Source organism: Pseudomonas sp. MM213 (genome assembly GCF_020423045.1).
GTDB lineage: Bacteria > Pseudomonadota > Gammaproteobacteria > Pseudomonadales > Pseudomonadaceae > Aquipseudomonas > Aquipseudomonas migulae.
This window is the reverse complement of sequence record NZ_CP081943.1, coordinates 849,463-863,602: the sequence shown is the minus strand read 5'-3', so window position 1 is coordinate 863,602 and position 14,140 is coordinate 849,463. Positions and strand designations below refer to the sequence as shown.

Genomic DNA, 14,140 nt, shown 5'->3' with positions numbered 1-14,140 from the left:
GGCTTGCTGGCGATGGCGGTGTGTCAGGCGACAATGATGTTGACTGATACACCGTCATCGCCAGCAAGCCGGCTCCTACAAGGGATTGGGGGTTACCAGGTCAACACCGCCCCCACCGCGAAGGTGTCGGTGTCTTCGTTTTGCGCGCTGGTTTCGTGGCCATTGATTTCGAACTGGTTGTACTCGGCCACCAGTTTCAGGTTGTCGTTGACGTCATGGAACAGCGCAATGCCGCGAGTCTCATAGTCCGCGCCGCTGCCCACCACGCCGTTGCCGTCGTCCTTGGTCTTGCCGTAGGACAAGGCCAGGCGGTTTTTGCCCAGCTTGTACGAGCCCTGCAACAGGTAGCCGTCGCTGTCGACATTACGCAACGTCGGTTCGCCAGCGTTGTTGGTGAAGAACGGGTTGATACCCTTGGCCTGAAAGCCCGAACCGGTCAGCGACAAACCGCCCATTTTCGCCTGCACGCCATAGCCCAAACCTTTGGAGGTCACGGACTGCACCGTGGAATCGGTGTTGTCCGAAGTCTGGTAGCTGCCGTTCACCCAGCTGTAAATCTTCGCCCCGGCGAGGTCGAACTGATAGGTGATCTCGCTCTCGGTGCGCGGGTTTTCCTGATAGGCCTTGCCGGTCGCGCTGCTGTCGTTGGTGTCCACCGGGTCCATGATCCCCACCGCGACTCGCAGGCCGTCCATCACCGGGGTGCGGTAAGTGATCTGCGACGTCGGGAACGGGTACGGATAGCCACTGCCGATGTTGCCGAACGACACCCCGCCGCCATCCACCAACCCGAGCGTGTCGCTGACCTGGCCGTAACCGGCCAGCAACTCATCGAGCAGAATGTTGGAACGGGCAAACAGGCCGAAGTCCTTGCCGACCAGCACTTCGCCCCATTCCGGGTTGGCCACCGTGCCGTAGAACTGCCGCACGTCGATGGCGGTGTCGGTGCCGTTGGTTTCGCTGTCGTTGATGGTCACCCAGAACGACGCCCGGGCGCCGAGCTTGAGGTCGTCGACCTGCTTGCCCATGTTGAAGCCCAGGTAGTTGGGCAAAAAGCCCATTTTCACCCGCGCCTGTCGACGGTCGAACTGCTCGCCGGCACGGTCGACGTCGCTGTTCACATAGAAGGCGTTGATGTAGCCATCGGTGGAAAACGTAGTCTGGTCCTTGTCGTACAGCATGATTTCGGCTTCGGCCATTGAGCTCAAACCCAGGGTCGACAGGCTGGCGATGAAGGCTGGCAAGTAACGGTGCTTGAAATTCTTATTGTTGTGCATGACGCGCTCCGCAGCGGGGGACTGGATGTCGGAGGCGATTATCGAAAGCGGACCGGCGGCGTCATACGCTGCCTTGGGGGTGGTTGTGAAGTGCTTTGGCGTGGCCGGTGGCGTGCAGCAAGTTCGGTGTAAGACCGGGCCACGACGAGGGCCCGGAACTTAAGGTGTAAGACTCTGTAGCTCTTGTGCTGAACAGCCTGGGGCCGGCGAGCACGACGCAGTGGATGTTCTGTTTCGACTCAGAAGGAGGATTGCGCTAGCGGAAGATTAAAGTCAGACGTGTACCGTCTGTCGCTACTGTCATTAATGACAGTAGCGAAAATAAAACTCCTAGCATTAACTCTGACAACAACAATCATCACCAACTATCTAACTCCTTTGGAGTAATCCGTGAATATTTTCGAGCCAAGTATTCAAAATAGTTTTTTTCACCCGCCCCTTATATTTCCTCAAGCTGAAGACGGCATAATTGATCTGGGAAAAGTAGAAACTTTTGTCATAGGAAAAATAAACTATGTAGGAAAAGCCGCAGGCCAGATGATTTACATACCCGTATTATGGTTTTCAGGGCTCTACCCTAAGGAAATTTATCAACCTGGCTGGTTTTATCAAAGCAAAAGCGCCGACGAGGAAGAAATCAATATCCACCGATACAACTTCGAGCGCCTCTCGGAAACAGGTGTGGCTGTTATTTATTACTATCTGAAAGATGAAACAAAATTATCTCAACCAATAATTATTCGCACGATTAAAACCTGACTTAAGCCAACAACCAAATGCATAAAACTTACTCAAATATCAGACTAATCCTGTGAGCGCGCTCCATCTTCTTTAAATCACACTAACAAAGCCGAGACACCCACTATCATGCTAAAAAATCAAAAATCAGAAATCCCTGCCCCCGAGTGCGTATATTTCTGTCATGCCGCAAGTCACGAATTTCGCATTAATGCAGTAGATGACAGCCCATGGATTAATCAAGGTGTGAAACTGGAGCGTGATCCAGACATGCCTAAGATAGATTTTACAAGTACGCCCGAAGTCGGTATCTTACAAAAATTCGATGAGGACAGTATAGCCTGGAGTTTGAACTTTCCGGATGCCGCGCCTTCAGCCCCGGTCACAAATTTCGAACTATGGATTCAGACCGAGCACACCGCACGCGCGTACAAAGTTGAAAGCTCGTTGGGACATCACCGACTGAAGTTTGTCGATATCAGCGGTAACGAGCAATTTCAGGTTATCGAGTATAACGAACAAACCACACTCTATGCTCGCGAGGTAAGTTACTACAGCCAAATGGCAATGCCCTTCCCGGCACGTTGGATGCTGGAGGGCAAAGAGCTTGGCCCTGCCATACCTGGAGAAAACGGTTCAGTCACGCCTATTGTCTTTGCACCGACAACTGAAGGCCGACACGGTATCTCTCTGGAAGTACCTAGCTTGTATTACAAGACAGGTATTTCCACTGTTGATGTATTGGTTCACGCGTTGCTCAAAACCCCGTGGAACAACAACGCAACATTGGAACTTGCCCCTGAGCCATCCACTACACCGGATGATTTGGGCCTGATTTTCGTCAACGGCAAGTCCCGAATTTTGAAACTGGTAAATCCGGATTTGTTACTTGATGATTCGACAATGACATTGAGCTCCTCAAGCGACCTCGCGGCCTTAGGCATTACCGTCCCTGATTTAGGTCTTGAAAAAACCGTTAACGGACCAGATACCGAATGGGCTATCAACTCATCATCCAGTAACGCTAAAAGTGGTTTTTTCAACCTCAATCTCGCCTGCTCTAAACTAAAAAGAGACTGGGAGAATATTTCCGCTCGAGTGATCTCAGAAAACCTGACCGATGAAGTGATAAGAGTAGATGTTCGCGACCGGCCGATTACCAATACTGGGGCACTGTTTTTCCCCGGAGAAACCTCGGTACTGAAGCTAACCTTTGAACCTTGGATGCACGGATTGAAGATCCAACTGGATGAAGTCGGCTCGCCCAATTTAGGCATGGATTATGAACCTTTATTGAAGACATACCGACAAGTTCCAGACAACCTTACACTGGAGTGGAAAGTTACCGGCGGTAGCAATATTGGTTCGTTCACGCTACAAGTCATAGGTGAAAACTTCACCACACCACTGACCATCAATAGCCGGCTGATCGAAAAAGTCACGTCGAGTCAGTTCAAATCCATCAAGATCAACGGTGACGAAATTGATCCAAGCAATCCCAATCTGGTTTTTTTTCGTGCGGGGACTTATGTATTGGAATTGGAAGCGCAACCACTCGGATCATTACCAGGCATGAGCGTCGCCTTGGTTCAAGATGATACCTACCCAGACTTGGGAATGATGTTTGACCCATTAATTGGAGAGACGCAGATCATTCCGGAAACCGGCACGGCAAAGTGGACCATTACAGGATGCAGTAAAAGTGGCTTGTTTGGTCTTCAATTTGAATTTACCGAAACTGATGAGTGGTTCCCACTGCCTAGTCGTCTGCTATCCAGAGATATAAATGATGAACTGATTATGATTGACATCGAAATTGATGGCCGGATAATTACCCAGGAAGGTAGCACGTTCTTCCGGACAGAACCGAGCCTCGTTGTACTCAAGCACAAAATCGAAAGTGCGTTGGCCGGTCACCCGATGTCGTTGAGCTGCCGCTTCATAAGCGGCCTGGATCCGACCCATGTGACGAGTAGGCCGGATTTCAGTACCCCACAAACCTCTCACCGCTGGCAAGTAACAGGAGCGGAAACCAATAGTGGCATTTTCCAGCTGATCCTTGCGGCCGAAGGAATGACTACAGTATTCCATATACCTGAAAGTAAATTATTGTCCAAAAACCTCTCTCATGAAGGCCACGTAGAAATCTCCAACTCCCCAATTTCGCCGCAAGGAAATGTGTTTATACGAAATGTAACCCGCTCCCTAGAGTTTATCCCTTACCCAGAAAGCCCTCTGTACCCTCATCCGCTCACTTTGACATGCAAAGTTGGCAACTTGGACCCGGATAACATTACAAGTAGCCCCCCACTCGATACCCCACAAGGCGAGTATCTCTGGAACGTTACAGGGAAAACCAACAGCGGAACGTTTCAGTTGATTTTGAGTGGCCAAGGCATGGACACACCCATAACCATAAGAGACAACAAACTTATATCCAACAATTTGGCAGAAGAGGTGGACATCAAAATAAATGGTTTGCCCATTCCTCCAGAGGGCAATACGTTCGTCCCTGGGTCATCCCAACGACTGACAATGACACCTAAAGCGGGCAGTCCATTAGCAGGGATTCCAGTATTGTTGTCATGCACCCCCATCCACAAAGAGAAAACTTTCGCAACCAGTTCCCCCCCACTTGATACCTTCCAAATCGACTATGAATGGGACGTCACCGCAGAAGGTGAAAGCGGATACTTCATGTTGGGGCTGATTTCCCAAGGCACTTCGGTACCCATGCTTCTGACATATTGCAAATTGCATTCATCAGAACCGAACAAGGAAACACATTCACTAAACCTAAATGAAGCCGACTTAATTCAATTAGAGCCAGCCCCCAAAAAAAAGAGCCAATAATATTTTATTAAAAGAGGGCTTCTACAATGGAACTAACAAAACATCCATTACCAGAAGCCCACTCACTACAAATAAATTACTACACAATACAGGAGTTGAATCCCAACATAAAAAAGGCACCCACAACAAACCCGCATAACCTTGTTATTAAAACAACGTCCAAAGAGCGCTTCTGAACAGCATGTAAGCGGCGATCAGGAAACATACCGACGCGAAGCTTACTTGCAATGACCGTGCAGGCACTACAGAGGAGATTCGCCGACCAACCAACATACCGACGACGCTCGCGACAATGAACGCCACCCCCAGACCATCGATCCGCACCCCGGCATGAAATGCACCGATCACGCCGATGGCGGAAATCAGGCTGATGACCATCAAAGACGTCGCGACGATCCCGCGCATCTGCACATCGGTCAGTTGCTTGAACGCCGGGACGATCAGAAACCCGCCGCCGACCCCGAGCAACCCGGAGACCACGCCGGTCACCGCGCCGAGTGCGGCCAGGGTTGCGGTGCATTTGGCGGTCCAGGAAAAGCGCCCGGTCTGTTGATCGAGCATGCAGTTTTTCTGACCCCAGTTGGCGTGGCCGTGGTCGCTCGGCCCTTCTTCATGGCGCTCGCGGCGCAGCATCCGCCAGGCCACCATGACCATCAGCAGGCTGAACAGAATCATCAGGATTTTTTCCGGCAGTTGATGGGCAAAGTAGATGCCGACCGGGGAAAAAATCGCCCCCAGCAAGGCGATCAACAACGCTGCGCGATAACGCACCAGGCCATGGCGCAACCCATCGACGGCCCCGACCGCCGCCGCGCTGCCCACCGCAAACAATGCAACGGGGGCCGCTTGTGTCATGGTCAAACCCAACCCCAGCACCAGGGCCGGAACCGCAAGAATGCCGCCACCGGCACCGGTCAATCCGAGGACCAGGCCCATGGCCACACCAAAAAAACTTGCCAGCAACATAAAACGCTCGTGATCCGTGAGAAGAGCCGGGAACGCCCGGTATCGATGACTGACAGGATAGAGCCCGCGCAGCTTTTTTCCTGCATTGAATTGATCGGGGCTGGTCAGCGCAGGGAAAATGAAACTACCCTGAACACCTGTCCCAAAAGAAACGGCCACCATGCCCGCCTTGATTGAAGCCTTCCTCGACCCCGCCTCATCGACCTACAGTTACGTGGTTTACGAGGCCGACGGCAGCCAGTGTGCAATCGTCGACCCCGTGCTCGACTACGACCCGGCCGCCGGGCGAACCGCCACCACCCAGGCCGATAAAATCATCGCCTTCGTGGGTGAACATCAGTTGCAGGTGCAATGGCTGCTGGAAACCCATGCCCACGCCGATCACATGTCTGCCGCGCCTTATCTGCGTCGGGAGCTGGGCGGCAGGATTGCGATTGGTCAGTCGATCAGCAAGGTGCAGGGCGTGTTCAAAGGCCTGTTCAACCTTGAACCGGAATTTGCCGTGGACGGTTCGCAGTTCGATCACCTGTTCGCCCCCGACGAATCGTTCATGATCGGCAATCTCAAGGCCACGGCGTTGCACGTACCCGGTCACACGCCGGCGGACATGGCCTATTTGATCGACAGCAGCGTCATTCTGGTGGGTGATACGTTGTTCATGCCGGATGTCGGCACTGCGCGCTGCGACTTTCCCGGCGGGAATGCCAATCAACTGTTCGCCTCGATCCAGAAGCTGCTGGCGTTTCCGGCCAGCGTGCGGCTTTACGTTTGCCACGACTATCCGCCTGAAAATCGCAAGCCCCAGTGCCAGACCACGGTGGGCGAGCAGCGCAAGAGCAACATCCACATCCATGACGGCATCGACGAAGCGGCATTCGTCGCAATGCGCACCCGGCGCGATGCGGGGCTGGGCATGCCGACGCTGTTGTTACCGGCGATTCAGGTCAACGTACGAGCCGGGAATTTGCCGCCGCCCGAAGAAAACGGCGTCACCTACCTGAAAATCCCCCTGAACAAACTCTGACTCTTGCTGGCGATCCCGAAGCCGCCATCGCTGGCAAGCCTGGCTCCTACAATTGCGCGGTGCCACACCAACCCGCCCCCACCACAAAACCTGTAGGAGCCGGCTTGCTGGCGATGGCGATTCCGAAGCCGCCATCGCTGGCCAGCCAGGCTCCCACAATTGCGCGGTGCCGCACCAATCCGACCCCACCACAAAACCTGTAGGAGCCGGCTTGCTGGCGATGGCGGTGTGTCAGGCAACAATGATGGTGGCTGATGCGCCGCCATCGCCAGCAAGCCGGCTCCTACAGTTATGTGGTGTTGAGGGTTCGGTCAATTGGTCAGGGTCAATCCATTCGCCGGCAGCGGCAGCGCGGTTTTATAGCGCACTTGCTTGAGCGCAAAGCTTGAGCGGATGTTCGCCACACCGGGCACTTTGGTGAGGAAGTCCATCATGAAACGCTCCAGCGACTGAATGGTCGGCACCAGCACCCGGATCAGATAATCCGGATCACCCGCCATCAAATAGCACTCCATCACTTCCGGGCGATCCGAGATCGCTTCCTCGAAATGCTGCAACGCCTCCTCCACCTGTTTCTCCAGGCTGACATGAATGAACACATTCACATGCAGCCCCAACAGGTCGGCGTCCAGCAGCGTCACTTGTTCGCGAATCAGTCCCAATTCTTCCATCGCCTTGACCCGGTTGAAGCACGGCGTCGGCGACAGATTCACCGAGCGTGCGAGGTCGGCGTTGGTGATGCGCGCGTTCTCTTGAAGGCTGTTGAGAATGCCGATATCGGTACGGTCCAATTTGCGCATGAGAAAAAACCACCTGTTATTTTTGTTTATGCAGATTTTTTAACCTCAAATGACCACCAACGCAACGAAACACAGATAAATATTCTCCTGCGCCGGGCCTATGATGTTTGTAGGACAAGATTTCCATAACACGTGGAATGACGGTCAGCTCACTACAAGAAATTCACAAGATCGAGCGTAGAAGCCATGAACCAAGCGTATGAACCGCTGCGCCTGCACGTCCCTGAACCCTCGGGCCGTCCCGGCTGTAAAACCGACTTCTCCTACCTGCATCTGACCGATGCGGGCACGGTGCGCAAACCCCCAATCGACGTTGAACCCGCCGACACGGCCGACCTGGCCAGCGGCCTGATTCGCGTGCTCGACGATCAGGGCAATGCCCTGGGCCCGTGGGCTGAAGGCGTACCGGTGGAGATCCTGCGTAAAGGCATGCGCGCCATGCTCAAGACGCGGATCTACGACAACCGCATGGTGGTCGCTCAGCGTCAGAAAAAAATGTCGTTCTACATGCAAAGCCTTGGCGAAGAAGCCATCGGCAGCGCCCAGGCCCTGGCCTTGAACATCGACGACATGTGCTTCCCGACCTACCGCCAGCAAAGCATCCTGATGGCACGTGAAGTGCCGCTGGTGGACCTGATCTGCCAGTTGCTGTCCAACGAGCGCGATCCGCTCAAGGGCCGTCAGTTGCCGATCATGTACTCGGTCAAGGAAGCCGGTTTCTTCACCATTTCCGGCAACCTCGCCACCCAATTCGTCCAGGCTGTCGGCTGGGGCATGGCGTCGGCGATCAAGGGCGACACCAAAATCGCCTCGGCCTGGATCGGCGACGGCGCCACTGCCGAGTCGGACTTCCACACCGCCCTGACCTTCGCCCACGTGTACCGCGCGCCGGTGATCCTCAACGTGGTCAACAACCAATGGGCCATCTCCACCTTCCAGGCGATTGCCGGTGGTGAAGCCACTACGTTCGCCGGTCGTGGCGTCGGTTGCGGCATCGCCTCCCTGCGCGTCGACGGTAACGATTTCTACGCGGTCTACGCCGCTTCCGCCTGGGCCGCCGAACGCGCCCGCCGCAACCTCGGCCCGACCATGATCGAATGGGTCACCTACCGCGCCGGCCCGCACTCGACCTCCGATGATCCGTCCAAATACCGTCCTGCCGACGACTGGAGCCACTTCCCGTTGGGCGATCCGATTGCGCGCCTGAAGCAGCATCTGGTGAAAATCGGTCACTGGTCCGAAGAGGAACACGTCGCCGTCAGCGCCGAACTGGAAGCCGAAGTCATCGCCGCGCAGAAAGAAGCCGAGCAGTACGGCACCCTCGCCGGCGGCCAGATTCCGAGCGCCGCGACCATGTTCGAAGACGTCTACAAAGAGATGCCGGAGCACTTGAAGCGCCAGCGTCAAGAGTTGGGGATCTGACATGAACGATCACAACAACAATATTCAACCGGAAACCGCCATGACCACGACCACCATGACCATGATCCAGGCCCTGCGCTCGGCCATGGATGTGATGCTTGAACGTGACGACAACGTCGTGGTGTTTGGTCAGGACGTTGGCTACTTCGGCGGCGTGTTCCGTTGCACCGAAGGCTTGCAGAACAAGTACGGCACCTCCCGCGTGTTCGATGCGCCGATCTCCGAAAGCGGCATCGTCGGCGTTGCCGTGGGCATGGGCGCCTACGGTTTGCGTCCGGTGGCCGAAATCCAGTTCGCCGACTACGTGTACCCGGCGTCGGACCAGATCATTTCCGAAGCCGCCCGCCTGCGTTATCGCTCGGCCGGCGAGTTCACCGCACCGATGACCCTGCGCATGCCTTGCGGCGGCGGCATCTACGGTGGCCAGACGCACAGCCAGAGTATCGAGGCGATGTTTACCCAGGTCTGCGGCTTGCGCACGGTGATGCCGTCCAACCCGTACGACGCCAAGGGCCTGCTGATTGCCTCCATCGAAAACGATGACCCGGTGATCTTCCTGGAGCCAAAACGCCTGTACAACGGCCCGTTCGATGGTCACCACGAACGTCCGGTCACGCCATGGTCGAAACACCCGGCCGCGCAAGTCCCGGACGGTTACTACACCGTGCCGCTGGACGTCGCCGCCATCACCCGCCCGGGCAAGGATGTGACCATCCTGACTTACGGCACCACCGTTTATGTGTCGCAAGTCGCCGCTGAAGAAAGCGGGATCGACGCTGAAGTCATCGACCTGCGCAGCCTGTGGCCGCTGGACCTGGAAACCATCACCAAGTCGGTGAAGAAAACCGGCCGCTGCGTGATCGTTCACGAAGCGACCCGCACCTGCGGTTTCGGTGCCGAACTGGCTGCCCTGGTGCAAGAGCACTGCTTCCACTACCTGGAAGCGCCGATCGAACGCGTCACCGGTTGGGACACCCCCTACCCGCACGCGCAAGAGTGGGCGTATTTCCCTGGTCCGTCCCGAGTGGGCGCGGCTTTGCATCGGGTTATGGAGGTCTGAATGGGCACGCACGTTATTAAAATGCCGGACATTGGTGAAGGCATTGCAGAAGTTGAACTGTCGGTGTGGCACGTCAAAGTCGGCGACATGGTCGTCGAAGATCAGGTACTGGCCGATGTCATGACTGACAAGGCGATGGTCGACATCCCTTCGCCGGTGCACGGCAAGGTGATTGCGCTGGGCGGCGTGCCCGGCGAAGTCATGGCGGTTGGCAGCATCCTGATCAGCATTGAAGTCGAAGGTGCGGGCAACGTTAAAGAGTCGGCCCAGCCTGTGGTTGCCGCCGCGAAAGAAGCACCGGCACCCAAAGTCGAAGCTGTTGCAGCAACCAAACCGGCTCCTGCCGCAGCGCCGCGAGCGGCCGTCTGCCAGGGCCCGATGGTGGCTCGCGAAGCTGACGAGCGTCCGCTGGCCTCCCCGGCCGTGCGCAAACATGCACTGGACCTCGGCATTCAATTGCGCCTGGTGCGCGGCACCGGCCCTGCCGGTCGCGTGCTGCACGAAGACCTGGACGCCTATCTGGCGCAAGGTCAGTCGAATGCAACGACTGCCACCGCCGCTTACGCCCAGCGTAACGACGAAGAACAGATCCCGGTGATCGGCATGCGCCGCAAGATCGCCCAGCGCATGCAGGACGCCACCCAGCGCGCCGCCCATTTCAGTTATGTCGAAGAAATCGACGTCACGGCCGTGGAAGAACTGCGTGCGCACCTGAACGAAAAACACGGTGCGACCCGTGGCAAGCTGACCCTGTTGCCATTTTTGGTCCGTGCCCTGGTTGTCGCCCTGCGCGACTTCCCGCAGATCAACGCCCGTTACGACGACGAAGCCCAGGTCATCACCCGCCTCGGCGCGGTGCATGTGGGCATCGCCACTCAAGCCGACATCGGTTTGATGGTGCCCGTGGTGCGTCACGCCGAAGCCCGCAGCCTGTGGGACAACGCCGCCGAAATCTCCCGTTTGGCCAACGCCGCGCGTAACGGCAAGGCCAGCCGCGATGAATTGTCCGGCTCGAGCATCACCCTGACCAGCCTCGGCGCATTGGGCGGAATCGTCAGCACCCCGGTGCTGAACCTGCCGGAAGTGGCGATCGTCGGCGTCAACAAAATCGTCGAACGCCCGATGGTGGTCAAAGGCCAGATCGTGATCCGCAAGATGATGAACCTCTCCAGCTCCTTCGATCACCGCGTGGTCGATGGCATGGACGCGGCGCAATTCATCCAGGCCGTTCGTGGCTTGCTCGAACAACCCGCTACCTTGTTTGTGGAGTAAGGCATGCAGATTTTGAACACCACGCTGCTGATCATCGGCGGCGGTCCTGGCGGTTATGTGACGGCGATCCGTGCCGGTCAGCTGGGCATCTCGACCATTCTGGTGGAAGGCGAATCGTTGGGCGGTACCTGCCTGAACATCGGCTGCATCCCGTCGAAGGCGCTGATCCACGTTGCCGAGCAGTTCCACCAGACGCAGCACCACAGCAAACATTCTGCGTTGGGCATCAGCGTCTCGGCACCGACCCTCGATATCAGCAAAAGCGTCGAATGGAAGGACGGCATCGTTGATCGCCTGACCACAGGCGTTTCGGCGTTGCTGAAAAAGAACAAAATTCAGGTTATTCAAGGTTTTGCGAAAGTTATCGATGGTAAAACCGTAGAAGTCGGCGACACGCGTATTCAGTGCGAACACCTGGTGCTCGCCACCGGATCGAAAAGCGTCAACCTGCCGATGCTGCCAATTGGCGGGCCGATCATTTCCTCCACCGAAGCCTTGGCGCCAAAATCGGTACCGAAACGGCTGGTCGTGGTGGGTGGCGGTTACATCGGTCTGGAACTGGGGATTGCCTATCGCAAGCTCGGCGCCGACGTCAGCGTGGTCGAGGCGCAGGATCGCATCCTGCCGGCCTACGACGCTGAACTGACCCAGCCTGTTCATGATGAATTGAAGAAACTTGGTGTGAAGCTTTACTTGAAGCACAGCGTCCAAGGCTTTGATTCCAATAACAATACGTTGCAGGTTCTCGAACCGAACGGCGAAACCCTGAACCTGGAAACCGATCAGGTACTGGTCGCCGTTGGCCGCAAACCCAACACCCAGGGCTGGAACCTCGAAGCGCTGAATCTGGACATGAACGGCTCGGCGATCAAGATCGACAACCGTTGCCAGACCAGCATGCGCAACGTCTACGCCATCGGCGACCTCAGCGGTGAACCGATGCTTGCGCACCGGGCCATGGCTCAAGGCGAGATGGTGGCCGAGCTGATCAGCGGTAAAACCCGCGAATTCAACCCGACGGCTATCGCTGCCGTGTGCTTCACCGACCCGGAACTGGTGGTGGTCGGCAAGACCCCGGACGAGGTCAAGGCCGCGGGCCTGGACTGCATCGTTTCAAGCTTCCCGTTCGCGGCCAATGGCCGGGCGATGACGCTGGAATCGAAAAGCGGCTTCGTGCGAGTGGTCGCTCGCCGGGACAATCACGTGATTGTTGGCTGGCAGGCCGTTGGCGTGGGTGTTTCGGAATTGTCGACCGCGTTTGGCCAAAGCCTGGAAATGGGCGCCCGACTGGAAGACATCGCCGGTACCATCCATGCGCATCCGACCTTGGGCGAAGCCGTCCAGGAAGCGGCGTTGCGTGCGTTGGGGCATGCGTTGCACCTGTAATTCAGAACAATGGATGGCGGCAGAGATGGCCCCATCGCTAGCAGGCTAGCTCCCACTTTGGAATGCGTTCTCCTGTGGGAGCTAGCCTGCTAGCGATTTCTTGAGGCCAACACAATTTATCTGTCTGTCATCCGATAGTCCGGGCTGCGATTTAGGCCCGGAATGAAGTATTGTTGTCCCCATCCAAAAAACGTCAGAAGCCTTGAACCGTTTCGACGGTTGTTAAGTGATAGAGGGTGTCATGGGTAACGAAAGCATCAATTGGGACAAGCTGGGTTTTGATTACATCAAGACAGACAAGCGCTATCTGTCGCACTGGCGTAATGGCGAGTGGGACAAAGGCACCCTGACCGAAGACAATGTGCTGCACATCAGCGAAGGCTCGACTGCCCTTCACTATGGCCAGCAATGCTTCGAAGGCCTGAAGGCCTACCGTTGCAAGGACGGTTCGATCAACCTGTTCCGCCCGGACCAGAACGCCGCCCGCATGCAGCGCAGCTGCGCCCGCCTGCTGATGCCGCATGTGTCGACCGAGCAGTTCATCGAAGCGTGCAAGGAAGTGGTCCGCGCCAACGAGCGTTTCATCCCGCCTTACGGCACCGGCGGCGCGCTGTACCTGCGCCCGTTCGTGATCGGCGTGGGTGACAACATCGGCGTGCGTACCGCACCCGAGTTCATCTTCTCGATCTTCTGCATCCCGGTCGGCGCTTACTTCAAAGGTGGCCTGACCCCGCACAACTTCCTGATCTCCAGCTACGACCGTGCCGCTCCACAAGGCACCGGCGCAGCCAAGGTCGGTGGCAACTACGCCGCCAGCCTGATGCCTGGCTCCCAGGCCAAGAAGGCGCATTTTGCCGACTGCATCTACCTGGACCCGATGACCCACACCAAAATCGAAGAAGTCGGTTCGGCCAACTTCTTCGGGATCACCCACGACAACAAGTTCGTCACCCCGAACTCGCCGTCGGTGCTGCCGGGCATCACCCGTCTGTCGTTGATCGAACTGGCCAAGACGCGTCTGGGCCTGGAAGTGGTTGAAGGTGACGTGTTCATCGACAAGCTGTCCGACTTCAAGGAAGCCGGCGCTTGCGGTACGGCTGCCGTGATCACCCCGATCGGCGGTATCAGCTACAACGACCACCTGCACGTGTTCCACAGCGAAACCGAGGTCGGCCCGGTCACCCAGAAGCTCTACAAAGAGCTGACTGGCGTGCAAACCGGTGAGATCGAAGCGCCAGCAGGCTGGATCGTCAAGGTTTGACCTGACCTCTGCTGCATCCAAGCCCCCCATCGTCTTGGCGATGGGGGGCTTTTTTTTATGAGCCAGACATTCCATTCGCCT

At 56.5% G+C, this 14,140-nt stretch carries 11 protein-coding genes; 8 read left to right on the top strand and 3 right to left on the bottom strand.

All coding sequences use genetic code 11. The features are described from left to right. Positions 1 to 92 precede the first annotated feature (92 nt). Complete coding sequence (locus K5R88_RS04030; RefSeq protein WP_226299246.1) at positions 93 to 1,277, bottom strand: porin; 1,185 nt, start codon at positions 1,275 to 1,277, stop codon at positions 93 to 95. A 390-nt stretch (positions 1,278 to 1,667) separates the two neighbouring features. Here K5R88_RS04030 and K5R88_RS04025 point away from each other — a divergent pair, with 390 nt between their 5' ends. Next, the gene (locus K5R88_RS04025) at positions 1,668 to 2,036 is read left to right on the top strand and encodes a hypothetical protein (RefSeq protein WP_226299245.1); all 369 of its coding nucleotides are present in this window, start codon (positions 1,668 to 1,670) and stop codon (positions 2,034 to 2,036) included. A 108-nt stretch (positions 2,037 to 2,144) separates the two neighbouring features. Beyond that, positions 2,145 to 4,868, top strand: a complete 2,724-nt coding sequence (locus K5R88_RS04020; protein WP_226299244.1) for a hypothetical protein — start codon at positions 2,145 to 2,147, stop codon at positions 4,866 to 4,868. Between the two features lie 147 nt (positions 4,869 to 5,015). Here the strand turns inward: K5R88_RS04020 and K5R88_RS04015 are convergent, their stop codons facing one another. Next, positions 5,016 to 5,834 carry a sulfite exporter TauE/SafE family protein gene (locus tag K5R88_RS04015; RefSeq protein WP_226299243.1) on the bottom strand — a complete coding sequence of 273 codons (819 nt, stop codon included), beginning with the start codon at positions 5,832 to 5,834 and terminating at the stop codon, positions 5,016 to 5,018. A gap of 160 nt (positions 5,835 to 5,994) precedes the next feature. Here K5R88_RS04015 and K5R88_RS04010 point away from each other — a divergent pair, with 160 nt between their 5' ends. Beyond that, the gene (locus K5R88_RS04010; RefSeq protein ID WP_008034066.1) at positions 5,995 to 6,858 is read left to right on the top strand and encodes an MBL fold metallo-hydrolase; all 864 of its coding nucleotides are present in this window, start codon (positions 5,995 to 5,997) and stop codon (positions 6,856 to 6,858) included. A gap of 311 nt (positions 6,859 to 7,169) precedes the next feature. On the opposite strand, the gene bkdR is transcribed toward K5R88_RS04010, so the two are convergent. After that, positions 7,170 to 7,658, bottom strand: coding sequence for a Bkd operon transcriptional regulator BkdR (gene bkdR, locus K5R88_RS04005; RefSeq protein WP_008034067.1), 489 nt, complete (start codon positions 7,656 to 7,658; stop codon positions 7,170 to 7,172). A 186-nt stretch (positions 7,659 to 7,844) separates the two neighbouring features. On the opposite strand from bkdR, the gene K5R88_RS04000 reads away from it, so the two are divergent. From K5R88_RS04000 to K5R88_RS03980, 5 genes are all read left to right on the top strand, one after another. Next, a complete protein-coding gene (locus K5R88_RS04000) occupies positions 7,845 to 9,080 on the top strand; it encodes a 3-methyl-2-oxobutanoate dehydrogenase (2-methylpropanoyl-transferring) subunit alpha (protein ID WP_084321716.1) in 1,236 nt (411 codons plus the stop codon). Position 9,081: 1 nt separating this feature from the next. Next, entirely contained in the window at positions 9,082 to 10,140 is a 1,059-nt protein-coding gene (locus K5R88_RS03995) for an alpha-ketoacid dehydrogenase subunit beta (RefSeq protein ID WP_008040031.1), read from the top strand. Then, a complete protein-coding gene (locus tag K5R88_RS03990; RefSeq protein WP_226299242.1) occupies positions 10,141 to 11,412 on the top strand; it encodes a dihydrolipoamide acetyltransferase family protein in 1,272 nt (423 codons plus the stop codon). A 3-nt stretch (positions 11,413 to 11,415) separates the two neighbouring features. Further along, complete coding sequence (gene lpdA, locus K5R88_RS03985) at positions 11,416 to 12,798, top strand: dihydrolipoyl dehydrogenase (RefSeq protein WP_226299241.1); 1,383 nt, start codon at positions 11,416 to 11,418, stop codon at positions 12,796 to 12,798. Between the two features lie 241 nt (positions 12,799 to 13,039). Next, entirely contained in the window at positions 13,040 to 14,059 is a 1,020-nt protein-coding gene (locus K5R88_RS03980; RefSeq protein WP_008034076.1) for a branched-chain amino acid aminotransferase, read from the top strand. Positions 14,060 to 14,140 lie beyond the last annotated feature (81 nt).

Coding starts and splice junctions, on each gene's coding strand:
- K5R88_RS04030 (WP_226299246.1), bottom strand. CDS start 1,277: ATGCACAACAATAAGAATTTCAAGCACCGTTACTTGCCAGCCTTCATC.
- K5R88_RS04020 (WP_226299244.1), top strand. CDS start 2,145: ATGCTAAAAAATCAAAAATCAGAAATCCCTGCCCCCGAGTGCGTATAT.
- K5R88_RS04015 (WP_226299243.1), bottom strand. CDS start 5,834: ATGTTGCTGGCAAGTTTTTTTGGTGTGGCCATGGGCCTGGTCCTCGGA.
- K5R88_RS04010 (WP_008034066.1), top strand. CDS start 5,995: ATGCCCGCCTTGATTGAAGCCTTCCTCGACCCCGCCTCATCGACCTAC.
- bkdR (WP_008034067.1), bottom strand. CDS start 7,658: ATGCGCAAATTGGACCGTACCGATATCGGCATTCTCAACAGCCTTCAA.
- K5R88_RS04000 (WP_084321716.1), top strand. CDS start 7,845: ATGAACCAAGCGTATGAACCGCTGCGCCTGCACGTCCCTGAACCCTCG.
- K5R88_RS03995 (WP_008040031.1), top strand. CDS start 9,082: ATGAACGATCACAACAACAATATTCAACCGGAAACCGCCATGACCACG.
- K5R88_RS03990 (WP_226299242.1), top strand. CDS start 10,141: ATGGGCACGCACGTTATTAAAATGCCGGACATTGGTGAAGGCATTGCA.
- lpdA (WP_226299241.1), top strand. CDS start 11,416: ATGCAGATTTTGAACACCACGCTGCTGATCATCGGCGGCGGTCCTGGC.
- K5R88_RS03980 (WP_008034076.1), top strand. CDS start 13,040: ATGGGTAACGAAAGCATCAATTGGGACAAGCTGGGTTTTGATTACATC.